Source organism: Paeniglutamicibacter terrestris, from assembly GCF_012271785.1.
Taxonomy (GTDB): domain Bacteria; phylum Actinomycetota; class Actinomycetes; order Actinomycetales; family Micrococcaceae; genus Paeniglutamicibacter; species Paeniglutamicibacter terrestris.
This window is the reverse complement of sequence record NZ_JAAWVT010000001.1, coordinates 981,091-995,639: the sequence shown is the minus strand read 5'-3', so window position 1 is coordinate 995,639 and position 14,549 is coordinate 981,091. Positions and strand designations below refer to the sequence as shown.

The following is a 14,549-nucleotide window of genomic DNA, read 5'->3' as shown; positions in this document are numbered from 1 at the left end:
ACAGGCCCGTTGACCTCCCTTACTGTTCTATCAGGCAGACTATGGAGACGAGGGTCACATGCAGGACATTTTGGAGATCGCATTCCGCGGGGGCAGTGTTTTTACCGGTTCCGGGGAACCGCTTACGGGGCAGGCCGTGCTTGTGCGCGACGGCCGCATCGCGGCCATCGTTCCCGAGGAGGAACTCGAATCACACGTGGGCTCCGACGCCGAGATCGTCGAGCTTGACGGCGCACTACTGGTTCCCGGATTCCAGGATTCGCACATCCACCCGACCGGTGGAGGGACCGAATTGCTCCAGTGCAATTTGTCGGAAGCCGGCAATGCCGAGGAGGCTGTCGCTCTCATCGCTGCCTATGCCGTGGCAAACCCCGAGGTCCCATGGATTCAAGGTGGCGGTTGGTCCATGGACCACTACGCGGGTGGAGCGCCCCTGGCCTCGTTGATTGACGCCGTGGTTCCCGACCGCCCCGTCTCGTTGGCCAGCCGCGACCACCACTCCATGTGGGCCAACAGTGCCGCCTTCCGCGCCGCAGACGTTGACGCCAACACCCCCGACCCCGCCGACGGGCGCATCGAGCGCCTGGTCGACGGATCGCCCGCGGGCACCCTGCATGAGGGAGCCATGGGCCTGATCGAAGCCCATGCCCCGGCCGCGACCGTCGAGCTACTGGTGGCCGGTCTTGCCCGTGCCCAGGACGAGCTGATCGCCCAGGGGATTACCGGCTGGCAAGATGCCATGGTTGGAGCAGGTTCCGCCATCCCCGATCCCAAGGACGCCTACTACCGCTTGATTGCCGAGGGCCGGTTGAAGGTCCGCGTCCGCGGGGCGCAGTGGTGGAAGCGTGAGGCGGGCCTGGAACAGGTCGATGCGATGATCGCCACGCGTGCCGAAGCCGAGGCGCTGGGACTTCCCGACCACTTCAACCTGGGCACCGTGAAGATCATGGTGGATGGCATCGCCGAGAACTTCACCGCTTCGATGATCGAGCCCTACCGTGACAAGTGCGGGCACAATACCCACAACAACGGACTGTCCTTCATCTCCGCCGCGGATCTGGCCACCTACGTGACCGCCCTCGATGCAGCGGGATTCCAAGTGCACTTCCACGCACTGGGTGACCGTGCGGTACGCGATGCGCTGGACGCCCTCGAGGCGGCCCGCGCAGCGAATGGACCCAGCACGCTGCGCCACCATCTGGCTCACCTTCAGGTCGTCTCCGCGAGCGACGCGGCGCGCTTTGCCGAACTCAACGCCGTGGCCAACCTGCAACCGCTGTGGGCCTGCCACGAGGAGCAGCTTGATACGCTCACCCTGCCGTTCATGCCCGAATCCGCCCAGGACCGGCAATACCCGTTCGGAGACCTGTTCAACTCCGGCGCCAGGCTGGCCGCAGGCAGCGACTGGCCCGTCTCCAGCGCGGACCCCATCGCCGGCTCGCACATCGCCGTGAACCGCATCTCCCCGGAAACGGAGAACGTGCCGCTGGGCGGCGACAAACAGCGCCTGGACCTGGCCACGATCCTGGCCGCCTACACCTCCGGAACCGCCTATGTGAACCACCGCGACGATGCCACCGGCAGCATAGCCCCGGGCTACTTCGCCGATTTCGCCGTGGTGTCCCCGAACCCGTTTGAGGTTGCGGCCCGGGACATCTTCCGCAGCCGTGTGATCTCCACCTGGATCGACGGAAAGTGCGTTTACGCAGCCACCGACGTTCCCGTTGCATCCAAGTAAGGCCCGGGAAGATGATGAATAAGCCCCTAAAACTTGCGCTCGCCGCGGGAGCCGTGCTGGCCCTTGCCTCCTGCGCGGTGACCCCGAGCGAGGACAGCGCCAGCGCCGCGAAGCCCAGCTTCGACCTCACGGTCAACACCGCGGCACCGTCGGGGGAACTCGACAAGCTGAGCTGGTCGCTGTACGCCGAACCGAGCTCGCTGGACTACGCCTACGCCTTCGACTTCTCCGACAACCAGGTCCTAGCCAACGTCTGCGAGTCGCTGCTGCGCCTGAACGCGGACATGAGCGTTGGCCCCGGCCTGGCCTCCAAGTTCGAGAACCCGAACCCGACCACCTGGGTCTACACCATTCGCGAGGGCGTCACGTTCCACGACGGAAGCACGCTGAGCGCGGACGATGTGGTGTTCTCCATGAACCGCCACCTGGATCCGGCCGTGGGCTCGTTCTGGTACTCGGCCTACGCCAATGTTAATGACATCAAGAAGACAGGAACCCACGAGGTCACCGTGACCACCAAGGTCCCGGACGCCCTGTTCAACGAGTCGCTCTCGGGTGCCCCGGGCGTCATCGAATCGGCTGCAACCCTGCAGGCTGCCGGCGGCGACTACGGAAACTCCACCGGCGGGGTGAATTGCACCGGGCCGTTTGAACTCAAGAGCTGGCAAAGCGGCGAGAAAATCAACCTCACCCGCTTCGACGGCTACTGGGACAAGAAACTTCTGGCCAAGGCCCAGGAAGTTGAATTCGTCATCCAGTCCGACCCCGTGGCACGGGTGAACGCCCTGAAGTCCGGCGAGATCGACGGCGGCTGGATGCTTCCCTCCAACGCCATCGGCGAATTGAAGGCCTCGGGCGCCGGCGATGTCTTCTTCGGGCTGAACTCGGCCGTCAATAGCCTGGTCGTGTCCAACCCCGAGGGCCCGCTGGGAAACGCCGAGGTCCGCAAGGCGTTGTTGATGGCCATTGACCGCAACGGCCTGGTGCAGGCCGCCGAGGCCGGTTTCGCCACCCGGACCAACTCGCTGACCACCGAGTCGGTGTGGGGATCGGCCGATGCCGCAACCAAGGCTTCAGCCTTCAAGGACCTCATCGACTACCCGTACGATATCGAGGCCGCAGCCAAGATCATCGAGGAACAGGGCGTGGCCGGTGCGGAGATCACCATCACCACCGCACCCATGGGCAACAACTTCGCGGTGACGGCCCAGGCCACCGCCGCCGCAGCCGAATCGATCGGCCTGAAGGCCAAGATCAACACGGTGACCCCAAATGCGTACTCCGCGCTCTTCTCGGATCCGGCGGCCCGGGAGGGGACCGACCTGTTCTACACCAACTGGTACCTGTCCGCCGGCAACCCGCTGGAGATGTTCTCGATCCTTCGCACGGGAGACTTCTCCAACTACGGCAGCTGGTCCAACACGGAATTCGACAAGGCAACGAATGCCAGCTTGCACACAAAGGATTCCGTCAAGAGCCTTTCCTTAGCCGTGGAATCGCAGAAAATCCTCAACAAGGAACTTCCCTGGTTGCCGCTCTATGAGAGCCCGACCAATCTGTGGATGAACAACAAGATCACGGGTGCTTCACCGTCGGTGAACTACCTGTACTACCCCTGGGCGGCCCACATTGGCGCAAAGTAACCTCGCCGCAGCAACCCCGCCGGCACCGGGGGCCGCCAAAGCCCCGCGGCAGGCGGCTACGGCACTGAAACTGGCGGCCGGCAAGATCGGCGCCTTCCTCTTCACCGTGTTCGTTTCCTCGGTGATCGTGTTCTTCTCCCGCTGGCTGGTGCCGGGGGACCCGATCAACTTCCTGCTGCGCGGGCGAAGCCCCAACCCCGAGGCCATCGCCGAGGTCACGGCCATCTACGGCCTGGACAGGCCGCCGCTGGAACAGTACTGGAACTGGATCACCGGGGTGGTGCAGGGCGATTTCGGCCGCTCCCTGCAGTACCGCCAGGACGTCACCGAGGTGATTCTGGGCCGCCTGCCCGTCACCCTGGGACTGGTGGTCATGGCAGGTGTGATGATCGCGATCCTCGGCCTGGCTGCGGGAATCGCGGCGTCACTGCTGCGCGGTACTTTCGCGGACCGGGCGATCGTGGCCTCCATGTCCGGGCTGGCAGCCATCCCGTCCTTCGTCGGCGCCATCGTGCTGATTGCGATCTTTGCGGTGCAGCTTGGCCTCTTCCCCTCCTTCGGGTCGGGAAACGGATTCGCGGACATGCTCTACCACCTGGTTCTTCCCTCCCTGGCCCTGGCACTGTCCTTCATTGCCGTGGTGGGCCGGGTGACCCGTTCGGCCATGGTCGAGCAGTTCGCCCGCGAACACGTCGAGGTGGCCCGTTCCCGCGGCATCACCCCGGTGGCCGTGGTGATCCGCCACGTGCTGCGCAACGCCACCGGCCCGATCCTCACGGTCTCCGGACTTCTGGTTGCGGGCCTGCTGGTGTCCTCCGCGATTGTGGAACAGGCCTTCGGCCTGGCCGGGCTGGGTTCGTTGCTGGTTTCCTCCGTGGACCGTTTGGATTTCCCGGTGGTGCAGGCCATCGTGCTGATCGTCGTCACCGCCTTCGTGGCCATCAACACCCTGGTCGATCTCCTGGGTCCCGTCATCGATCCACGCCTCAAGGCGGGGGAGGGAGCACGATGAGCATTCAAGCCGCTTCGCGCTTGCCACTGAAACACCTGTCCCTGAAAAACCGCAGGTGGGGGCTGATCTTCTCCACGAGCTTTTTGGCGCTGATCCTGTTGGCGGCGGTCCTCGCCCCGCTCATCGCCCCCTACCCGCCGGCCACCGTCGATTTGCTGCGGGTCAATTCGGGACCGACGGCCCAGCACTGGCTGGGCACCGACGCCCTGGGGCGTGACATCTTTTCACGCATGATCCACGGTTCGCGCACCGCTCTGGCCGGTCCGGCCTTCGTGGTGCTGCTCTCCACCATCCTGGGCCTGCTGTGTGGTTTGTGGGCGGGCTGGTCCGGCGGCAGGATCGATGCCGTCATCTCCCGCGCCTTCGACATCGTGCTGGCGTTCCCCGCGCTGCTGCTGGCGATCCTCGCCGTGGCACTGTTCGGCAAGGGCCTCATCGCCCCGGTGCTAGCCATGTCCATCGCCTACACCCCGTACATCGGGCGCCTGACCCGCCAACTGGTGGCCACGGAAAAGAACCGGCAATACGTCTCGGCCTACGCGGTGCAGGGGTTCTCCGCACCGTGGATCGCCACCCGCGCCGTGATGCCCAACGTGTTGGGCGTGGTCGGATCGCAGACCACGCAGAACTTCGGGTACGTGCTCGTCGAGCTTGCCGCCCTCTCCTTCCTGGGACTGGGCATCCAGGCGCCGCAGGCCGACTGGGGCAACATGATCAACGAGGGCCAATCCGCATTGGTCAGCGGCAACTTCCTGCCCGCCCTCATCCCGTCGGTGGCCGTGGTGCTCGTCGTTGTGGCTGTGAACACCGTGGGCGGTTGGCTTTCCGACAAGCTGGGAGATCCCTTCGCATGAAAATTCTCGACATCAAGGAACTGAGCATCCGGGTCGCTGCGGCCGCAGCGCCCCCGCTGCAGCTGCTGGAGAAGGTATCGATGCATATCGAGCGCGGGGAAACCGTCGCGCTGGTGGGCGAATCGGGATCCGGAAAGTCGTTGACCGCCCGCGCGGTGCTGGGCCTGTTGCCCTCCGCGGCCCAGGTCACCGGCGACATCGACCTCGGCGGCCTTGCGGTGCTCAAGGCCTCCGGTGCCCAGCTGCGCGCCATGCGCCGCGGTCGGGCAGCCATGGTCTTCCAGGACCCGCGCTCCTCCATCAACCCGGTGCGTACCCTGGGGGCCCACCTCATCGAGCCGATGATGCAGGTGCCCGGCGCTAACAAGGCGATGCTTGAGGCCCGCGCCGTGGAGCTGCTCGCCTCGATGGGGCTTAGCAACCCCGAGGCCCGCATGAAGCAGTACCCGCACGAGCTCTCCGGGGGCATGTTGCAGCGCGTCATGATTGCCGGCGCCCTGATGAACGATCCGGAGCTGCTGATCTGCGACGAGTCGACGACCGCGCTGGATGTCACCACCCAGGCGGCGGTGATCCGGTTGCTCTCGCGGGCCGTGTCCGAGCGCTCCATGGGCATGCTGTTCATCACCCACGATCTGGCTCTGGCCGCGTCGATCGCCGACCGCACCTATGTGCTGCGCCACGGCGTGCTCCAGGAGCACGGCGTGACCCGCCAGGTCTTCGAGCGGCCCGTCTCGGAATATACCCAACAACTTGTCGCGGCGACCCCCGGCATGCGCAGCGCGCCGCGGTCAGGCTCGCAGCCCAGCGGATCCGCCGGGGCCCCGGTGCTGAGCGTGGAGAACGTCTCCAAGACCTATCAGCTGCGGGGCCAACCGCCGGTTCGGGCGCTGAAATCCGTGTCGCTGGCCATCCCTGCCGGCGGCGGCTTGGCGATCGTCGGGGAGTCGGGATCGGGCAAGTCGACCCTGGGACGCATCGTTGCCGGTCTGGAACACGCCGACAGCGGGGAGATCACCCTGGCCGGCGGCGCGATCACCGGCGGTAGCGCCAGGGAACGCCGGCTGAAAACGGCCTCGCGCGTCCAGATGGTGTTTCAGGATCCCTACCAGTCTCTGGATTCGCGGCTCACCCCGGCCAAGGCTCTGGCGGCGGTCCTGAAACTGCACTACCGGCTCGACGCCAAGGCCATGAGGGCGCGCATCGGGCAATTGCTTGAATCCGTGGGTCTGGAGGAAAGGCACGCGAACCTCTACCCGCGCAAGCTCTCGGGCGGCCAGCGGCAGCGCGTCGCGATCGCCAAGGCCATGGCCCTGAACCCGCGACTGCTGGTGCTCGACGAGGCCACCAGCGCACTGGATGTCTCGGTGCAGGCGCAGGTGCTAGAGCTGGTCAACAAGCTGCGCAAGGACAGTGGGGTCGCGGTGCTGTTCATCAGCCACGACCTGGCCATCGTCGGGGAAATCTGCGACGAGCTGCTGGTGGTCCAGGACGGCGCCATCGTGGAGAGCGGCCCGACTCGGGCCGTGCTGGGTAATCCGCAACACCCCTACACCCAGACCCTGCTGGCCTCGGTGCCGCGCCCGCGGTGGGAAACCGACCCCGGCGCCGGCACCGATCCAGATCCCCGCCACGGGGACCTGGAACCCGCACGGAACAACAGATCCTAGAGAAAAAGGCCATGACAATTTCAACGCCGACGTTCTTCGAGAACGCCGAAAAGACCATCGACCCGGCGCTGTGCGCCGCTGCCCTGCGCGACACCAAGCGGGCCGTGTACTGGCTCGATTCTCCGCTGCGCCCCGGCATCCACGAACCGCTGCGCGACCGGATCGAGGCCGACCTGCTGGTGGTCGGCGGCGGCTACACCGGGTTGTGGACGGCGCTGCAGGCCAAGGAGCGCAACCCCGAAACCACGATGGTGATCCTGGAGGCCGGTTGGATCGCCTCCGAGGCATCGGGGCGCAACGGCGGCTTTTGCGAGGCCTCGCTGGTGCACGGCGAGTCCAACGGAGAGGCGCACCTGCCGAAGGAAAACGCGCGGCTGACCGAGCTCGGCATCGAAAACCTGGCCGAGCTGGTTCAGACGATCGAACGCTACGGCATCGACTGCGACCTGTACCGCGAGGGCGCGCTGGCCGTGGCGACCGAACCGCACCAGGATTCCTGGCTGCGCGAGGAATCCGATGGCGGGGACGCGCTCTACCTGGACCGCGAAGACACGTCCAAGATGATCAAGTCCGAGGCCTTCATCTCGGGCTCGTGGAGTCGCGGCGACACCGTCCTGGTGAACCCGGCGAAGCTCGCCTGGGGCCTGCTGGCGGCCTGCGAAGGCCTTGGTGTGCGCATCTTCGAGCAGTCGAAGGTCACCGGCATCGAGGAGGCAGAGGGTTCAATCGTGGCGAAAACCGCCACCGGGCAGGTTCTCGCCTCGAGGGTCGCGCTGGCCACGAACGTGTTCCCGTCCCTACTCAAGCGCAACGCGCTGATGACCGTCCCGGTTTACGACTACGTGCTGGTCACCGAACCGCTGACCGCGGCGCAGCGCGCGGCGATCGGCTGGGAAACTTTGCACGGGCTGGTGGATTTGAACAACCGCTTTCACTACTCGCGCCCGATTCTCGACGAGAACGGGGATTTCCGCATCCTCTACGGCGGCTTTGATGCGATCTACCGCTTCGGCGGCAAGGTTAACCCGGAGTTCTACGACAACGAGAGCACTTACAGGAAGCTTGCCGCGCACTTCTTCGCGACCTTCCCGGACCTGCGGGACCTGAAGTTCTCCCACGCCTGGGGCGGGGCGATTGACTCCTGCAGCCGCTTCTTCTCCTTCTTCGACCTGGCCTACGGAGGCAAGGTCGCCTCTTGCGCCGGCTTCACCGGCCTGGGTGTCGGGGCTTCCCGCTTCGGTGCGAAGGTCATGCTGGATCTGCTCGAGGGCAAGGACAACGAGCTCACCAACCTGCAGATGGTCACGAAGAAGCCGCTGCCCTTCCCTCCGGAGCCTGCCGCCTGGCTCGGCGTGAAGCTGATGACCGGTGCCCTGGCCCGTGCGGATCGCCGCGCGGGCCAGCGCGGACTCTTCCTCAAAACCATGGATGCCGTGGGCATGGGGTTCGACTCGTGAGCGGGGCCAGTAACCCGCAACCGGCCACGCTCGTCAGGCGCCCGCGTCGCACCGTGAACGCCCCGGAGGTCAGGCTCGAACACGAGTCGGTCCCGGCCGTGCAGGTCTTGGCGGGGAACCCGAGCACCGCAGCGAAGCGTCTGGGCGAGGTCTTCGGCGTCGAGTTCGGGCTCTGGGAAATGAGCGCCGGTTCCATGAGTGACGTGGAGGCCGAGGAACTCTTCATCGTGCTCAGCGGTTCGGCCACCGTACAGATCCACGCGCGGAACGGCTTCGAGGCCGCAGAGCTTCGCCTGCTTCCGGGCACCGTGTGCCACTTATCCGAGGGCATGCACACCAGCTGGACGCTGGATGGGCCACTGCGCAAGATGTACCTGGCCCCGGCCGGGTAGCGGCAGGGAAGCCAGAGCGCCCGGCCACTGTGTGGCACGGCAAGGTCCCTTCGTGGGGATCAGGTGAGAATCCGCCGTGGCCTTCTTTGGGAATGAACGACGCCGCCCCCGTCATGCGGGGGCGGCGTCCGATACATCGATTCTCGTGCCGGTATGGCGGCGGTCGACTTCGCACGCCGCACGACGGTTTCCCTAGAACGTCCGGGAACCAGCGGCCCGAGAACTCGGGACAGCAACCGAAGGTTACTTGTTCCCTGCGACGAACATTGATGGGTCCAATGGCGTCACGGTCAGTTTCTTCAGCTGTGCACTCCCGCCTTCGGCGAACAATTCCATCTTGTCTGCCCCGGCATTCGGGAAGACCTGATCGGTGATGGTCCGCAAACCATTTTGGGCGAAGACCTCCACCGAGGAGTGATCAAGATAGATCCGCATGGTGACGTTGCCGTCCTTGTCTAGGGCGATCGGGGCATCTTCAATGGAGGCGAAGGCGGAGTGGAATGCCGTGTTGCCGGAGTTTCTGCGATCAACAAACATCTTCCCCGTGGTGGAGTCGTAGCCGATGACCGTGGAGGATTTTTCATCACCCAGCACGGTGATGCCGGATTTTGTGGCGGTCCCGGGGTTGAAGGTGATGTCTACCTGTTGGACCTGGCCGTTGGTGGACGCCGGAAGGGGAGTACTTCCCTCCCGGATGACACTGGCTTTTTTGCTCGAATAGCTCGGCTTCTGTGCCAGCTTGTTGGTTTGTTGTACTGCGCTTTGTGTCAGTCGAGGCCCGTCGAGAGTTTGCGTGAGCTTTACTTGGCGCGGCAGTGCCATGGCACTGCGCCACGGGTTGGTAGGGATGTCATTGGCGTAGTCCCAGTTGTTCATCCAGCCCAGCATGACGCGTTTGTCATCTGGCATGTTGGCGAAGGAGACGGAGGCGTAGTAGTCCCGGCCGTAATCCAGCCAATCGTAGGTATCCAGTGCCGAGACCACGGGTTGGTCGGACAGCATGAATTCATCGGCGAGGATGTGTCCCCAGCCGTCCCTATTATTGTCCACGATGGTGATCTGTGCCTGCTGTCCGGCGAATTCCTTAACGTTCCAAGAGGCCAAATCGAGGGCTTCGCTATTGGCGCCGGTGGTCGTGCGGACGACCTTTCCGGCAACTTCTAGATTGACCGTTGTTTCATCCGAACGGAGAATTGCCGGGGCATCGGTCTGCATCAGGTGATCGAGGGTGAGGTGTCCCCAACCGCCGGTGGCTGCATCCACGATTCGCACTTGCGCAGGCTGGCCTTCGAATTCCGCCACATCCCAGGATTTCCAGTTCATCGCGCCCATATTGTCGCCGGTCACCGAACGGACAACCTTGCCGTCGATGAGCAGCTGAACTTCTAGACTCTGCGTGGGGTCATTGGTGCGGTGACCTCCACCGATGAGCATGCTGAGATTGTCCTTATTGATGGTGAACGTTGGTGAGGTGAGTGTGCCCTGTCGGTCATCCCCTCCACCGTTGGTTTCAAAGGTGTTGATCAGGTGGCTACCGATGGCTTGGTTGCCGCCTCCGCCAAAGGGCTGGTACTTCGATGCCAGATCTTCTGTTCCGGTCCATCCGGAGTCGGCCAGAGTTGTTCCGGCAGGCACTTCGAACCCGTCGAACAGCAGCTCTCCCTCGGGCGGAGTGTTATCCAATTTGTTTGATGTCCTTGGGTGTTTGCCGCCTCCGATGAGGAAGTTGATGTAGTCCTGCGAAATGGTGAAGGCAGGGGACTTCATGGTGCCCGTTGGCCAGTCTCCACCGTTAAACGAGTTGACTAGCCCCTCGCCGGTGTAGCCGGTGACGCCCTGCTGTCCGGGAAGAGCTCCGGATGCGGGAGCAGTACCAAACGGTCCTTTAGCCTCGTTGCCCGTTTCATTGTTCACGGTCCAGTCGGCGTAGTTGCCGTCGTTAAATCCTTCAAGGACGGTTCCGGCAGGAAGCTCGGGGACGGGTTTGGTGGTATCCGAGGTGAAGGTCTTGCCATCGAAGTCGCCGACAAAGTATTGTCCGGCCGAGCCGCCGGCGATGCCGCCCGGGTTGATGTTCACGACCATGACCCACTTGACGTTGTTCTTGTCTCCGTCCACGGCCAAGGGGAACAGGTCGGGGCATTCCCATATCCCGCCGGTCGCGTTGGCTGGCCCAAATTCGCTCAGGGCACTCCACTTCTTGAGGTCGGTTGACTTGTAGAGCACCACCTTGTGCTCGAGGGCTTCCACCGCGGTCATCACCCAGTAGTCGGCACCGGCGGGATTGTCATACCGGAACACCTTGGGATCACGGAAGTTGGCAGAGTTGCGGTTCAGGACGGGATTGCCGGAGTACTTTTTCCAGGTTTGTCCGGCGTCCACACTATAAGCTAGCGACTGCGCCTGCAGGCCACGATGCTCGGAAGCTTCCTTATAGGCGCTGGTGTAAATGGCGATTAAGGGTGGGTTCTTGGCCGTACCAAGTCCTGAGCTATTGGTTGAATCCACGACAACACTGCCGGAGAACACGTCTTCCTCATCGTCCGTGGAGATGGCCAGCGGCTGCTCTTCCCAGTGCAGAAGGTCCTTGGATGTTGCGTGTCCCCAGGACATGTTGCCCCAGGTGTTTCCGGAGGGGTTGTGCTGGTAGTACAGGTGGTAGACACCCTTGTAAAAGACCATCCCGTTGGGGTCGTTCATCCAGTTCTTTTCCGGCGTGTAGTGATAAGCCGGTCGGTGTTGTTCGTCCCCCAGTGTCACGGCCGAGGCGGGTACGGAACCTGCGAATGCTGCTGCCAGAGACAGGCTGGCCAGTGTTAAAACGGCGGCGCCTCGTGTCCGATACATCGTGGATTTTTTCAATTTTCGCTCTCACCCTTCATCGCGTGTGTCAGATAAATAGACAACGTTGTCAGTCAGTGCGTTGGACTCTAGGAGATGTCCGTCGGACAAGTCAATGACTTTAAAGGGACGAATTGTGCCGGGGCTATTTTCGCTCCGAGAGCAGAGCGCACCCCTGACCCCGCACCAGTTTGGGGCGGGGTCAGGGGGTCAAAAATTCAATGTTGGAGAACGCTCAAACGTCTCGGTGCCGGCAGGGGGAGCAATTACTGCAGCGGCGTCAGCCAGGTCAGTTGGGAGGCTGGCTCTTCGATATGCAGGGCCAGTTCTTCGTTAAATCGCGCGCCATAGGCGGCAGTGATGTGTTCCTGGAAGGCGGCGTCATCCCGGTAGACCTCAAAAACGAAGTATTTGCGGGGTTCTTCCTCACGCAGATACGGCAGGAACAGCTCGTTCCCGGGTTCTTGCCGCACGAGTTGGGTTAATTCGAGCATCATCTCGGCAACACGGGTTTCGCTGCCTTCCTTGACGGTGAACTCGGCAAATAACGTCTTGGTCATGGTGGTCCTTTCGAGGTACGAAGGTGAGAATAATGGAGGTTTTTTGGGCTAAGCCGGAGGGCGGATTTCGCCGGATCCGCGCTGAATCAGCTCGGAGGGGACAACATAGGTGCGCGGTGGTTCCTGATCGCCATCAATCCGTGCCAGCAGTCTTTCGGCCGTTCGGACGCCGATGCGATCGGGATGTTGGGCAATGACCGTCACGCCGGGATCCATCATGTCGGCGAGGGTGAAATCATCGAATCCGACCAGTGCCACCTCCCGGTTTTTGCCCAGTTCCTTCAGTGCGCGCATCGTTCCGAACGTCACGAGGTTCTGACTGGAGAAGATCGCGGTGGGAGGGTTTTCGGAGGTCAGAAGCTCAATTGCTGCCTGCCTGGCCGTTTCCTCGTCGTGCAGGTTTTCACGGATGGGCACCGAGGAGGAAGGAATTCCGGCTCGGCCGATTTCTTCGAGGAACCCTCGTTTACGTTCCCGGGCCGTTTGGATATCGGTGCGGTCGCCAAGATAGGCGATTTTGGTGTGTCCGTGGGCCAATAGGTGGGCGGCGGCCTTTGCGGCGCCAATGGCGTTGTCGGTGACTACCGCATCTGCATCCACACCCACGGGCTCGCGGTCAATGAAAACCATGGGCAAATCTCGGGAGTGCTCGGGGATTGTGTACGACTGGTTTTTGGCTATAGGCGTCAGCACCAACCCGTCGACGCGACGGCCGAGAAATGCCGCAATGATGGACTGCTCGCGCTGTGGGTCATCATCCAGGCTGGCAGCAAAAACTGCGATGCCCCGAGCGCTGAGTGCATCTTCGAGCGCCCTGTTGATCTCGCCGCTGAACGGGTTGGAAACGCTCGGCAGGAGCAACCCGACGGAGAGAGTTCGTCGTCCGGCGCGACGCAGGGACCCGGCCGTGACATCCAACTGGTAGTTCAGTTGGCGGGAGGCTTCTAATACTTTGGTGCGGGTTGCCTCCGATACGCCCGCCTCCTCATTCATCACCCGTGACACCGTTTTGATCCCGACGCCGGCAAGCGTTGCCACGTGACGCATGGTCGGCCGATTCGGGGATAGCGGTGGCTGGTAACGATTAGACATCGTTGTCAAAGAAATCGCTCCTTCAGTTTGAACCCTATTGACATTGTGGATGTGATCCTGCTTACATCGTACCTGACATCGTTGTCGAGGCCAGTCCGGCCGCAAACATCAGGAGATCGAATGTTGAGTTCCAAAGCCCCCTTTTCAAAGTCCACACGAGTTCTAGCTGCAGGCGCAGCTTTGACCTTCGCAGCGTTGAGCCTCTCGGCCTGTGGCTCAACGTCCGACGCTGCGGGTGCCAGCGACGGCGCTTCGGAAGAAAAAGTGGGGGTTTCGTTGATCGTCAAGACCACCACCAACCCCTTCTTCGTTTCCATGCAGGACGGAGCCAAGAAGGCTGCGGATACCGGCAACGTAGATTTGACGCTTGCCGCAGGAAAGGCCGATGGGGACGAAGAAACCCAAATTCAAGCCATCGAGAACGCCATCTCCAAGGGTGACAAGGGAATCCTGATCACACCCAACGGCCCATCGGTTGTTGACGCGTTGAAAAAGGCCAAGGACGCCGGACTCTTTGTGATCGCACTGGACACTCCTCCGGATCCGGCGGACGCCGCCGACATCACCTTTGCCACAGACAACTTCGCCGCCGGCGAGCTCATCGGCAAGTGGACTGCCGCACAGCTGGAAGGCCAAAAAGCCACCATCGCCATGGTTGACCTCTTCGACGACAAGATCGTCTCCGTGGACTACAACCGCGACCAAGGATTCCTCACGGGACTTGGAATCGACACCGCCGACGCCAAAAAGAATGGCGATGAGGCCAAGACCGGTAAATACACCGGCGGCAAGGGTGGGGACTACGAAATCGTCGGCAACCAGGCATCTCAGGGCGCCGAAGACGGCGGCCGAACGGCCATGGAAACCCTCTTGTCCATCAACCCGGACATCAACGTGGTGTACACCATCAATGAACCTGCCGCGGCTGGAGCCTTCGAGGCCCTGAAGTCGGCAGGCAAAGACAAGGACGTTCTGGTCGTTTCGGTTGACGGCGGCTGCACCGGCGTCAACAACGTCAAGGACGGCGTCATCGGCGCCACCGCCCAGCAGTACCCGGTGAAGATGGCCGAACTCGGTGTTGAGGCAATTGTTGAATTGGCGGCCACGGGCAAAAAGCCTGCCAATTCCGAGGGCCTGGACTTCTACAACACCGGTGTTGAACTTGTCACCGACAAGCCGGCCGACGGCATCAAGAGCATCGATACCACCGCGGCCGCAGATATCTGCTGGGGAAAATAACTCTCCCACTCCGCTTCCCGTGCTAGCTACGCGCTAGCAACCATCTTCGAA

At 62.8% G+C, this 14,549-nt stretch carries 11 protein-coding genes; 8 read left to right on the top strand and 3 right to left on the bottom strand.

The features are described 5' to 3' along the window. Positions 1-58 precede the first annotated feature (58 nt). Genes HED64_RS04385 through HED64_RS19780 form a run of 7 tightly spaced genes read left to right on the top strand, consistent with a single transcriptional unit; the run spans position 59 to position 8,766 of the window. A complete protein-coding gene (locus HED64_RS04385) occupies positions 59-1,738 on the top strand; it encodes an amidohydrolase (protein ID WP_168150833.1) in 1,680 nt (559 codons plus the stop codon). Between the two features lie 11 nt (positions 1,739-1,749). Further along, the gene (locus HED64_RS04380) at positions 1,750-3,381 is read left to right on the top strand and encodes an ABC transporter substrate-binding protein (RefSeq protein ID WP_168150832.1); all 1,632 of its coding nucleotides are present in this window, start codon (positions 1,750-1,752) and stop codon (positions 3,379-3,381) included. Next, positions 3,368-4,393 carry an ABC transporter permease gene (locus tag HED64_RS04375; RefSeq protein WP_168150831.1) on the top strand — a complete coding sequence of 342 codons (1,026 nt, stop codon included), beginning with the start codon at positions 3,368-3,370 and terminating at the stop codon, positions 4,391-4,393. Before HED64_RS04380 ends, HED64_RS04375 begins: the two co-directional genes overlap by 14 nt. Continuing rightward, complete coding sequence (locus HED64_RS04370; protein ID WP_168150830.1) at positions 4,390-5,247, top strand: ABC transporter permease; 858 nt, start codon at positions 4,390-4,392, stop codon at positions 5,245-5,247. Before HED64_RS04375 ends, HED64_RS04370 begins: the two co-directional genes overlap by 4 nt. Next, a complete protein-coding gene (locus HED64_RS04365; RefSeq protein ID WP_168150829.1) occupies positions 5,244-6,917 on the top strand; it encodes a dipeptide ABC transporter ATP-binding protein in 1,674 nt (557 codons plus the stop codon). The genes HED64_RS04370 and HED64_RS04365 overlap by 4 nt, the downstream gene beginning before the upstream one ends. An 11-nt stretch (positions 6,918-6,928) precedes the next feature. Beyond that, positions 6,929-8,374: an NAD(P)/FAD-dependent oxidoreductase gene (locus tag HED64_RS04360; protein WP_168150828.1), complete on the top strand. Its 1,446-nt coding sequence runs from the start codon at positions 6,929-6,931 to the stop codon at positions 8,372-8,374. Then, positions 8,371-8,766, top strand: a complete 396-nt coding sequence (locus HED64_RS19780) for a cupin domain-containing protein (RefSeq protein ID WP_210149198.1) — start codon at positions 8,371-8,373, stop codon at positions 8,764-8,766. The genes HED64_RS04360 and HED64_RS19780 overlap by 4 nt, the downstream gene beginning before the upstream one ends. A 243-nt stretch (positions 8,767-9,009) precedes the next feature. Here the strand turns inward: HED64_RS19780 and HED64_RS04350 are convergent, their stop codons facing one another. The 3 genes from HED64_RS04350 to HED64_RS04340 all read right to left on the bottom strand — a co-directional run bounded on the left by HED64_RS04350 (position 9,010) and on the right by HED64_RS04340 (position 13,214). Beyond that, positions 9,010-11,613 (bottom strand): GH32 C-terminal domain-containing protein, encoded by a 2,604-nt coding sequence (locus HED64_RS04350; protein ID WP_168150827.1) that lies wholly within the window; start codon positions 11,611-11,613, stop codon positions 9,010-9,012. A 260-nt stretch (positions 11,614-11,873) separates the two neighbouring features. Continuing rightward, entirely contained in the window at positions 11,874-12,167 is a 294-nt protein-coding gene (locus HED64_RS04345) for a putative quinol monooxygenase (RefSeq protein ID WP_168150826.1), read from the bottom strand. A gap of 48 nt (positions 12,168-12,215) precedes the next feature. Beyond that, positions 12,216-13,214 carry a LacI family DNA-binding transcriptional regulator gene (locus HED64_RS04340; RefSeq protein ID WP_168151135.1) on the bottom strand — a complete coding sequence of 333 codons (999 nt, stop codon included), beginning with the start codon at positions 13,212-13,214 and terminating at the stop codon, positions 12,216-12,218. A gap of 165 nt (positions 13,215-13,379) precedes the next feature. On the opposite strand from HED64_RS04340, the gene HED64_RS04335 reads away from it, so the two are divergent. Continuing rightward, complete coding sequence (locus HED64_RS04335) at positions 13,380-14,498, top strand: substrate-binding domain-containing protein (RefSeq protein WP_168150825.1); 1,119 nt, start codon at positions 13,380-13,382, stop codon at positions 14,496-14,498. Positions 14,499-14,549: the final 51 nt, after the last annotated feature.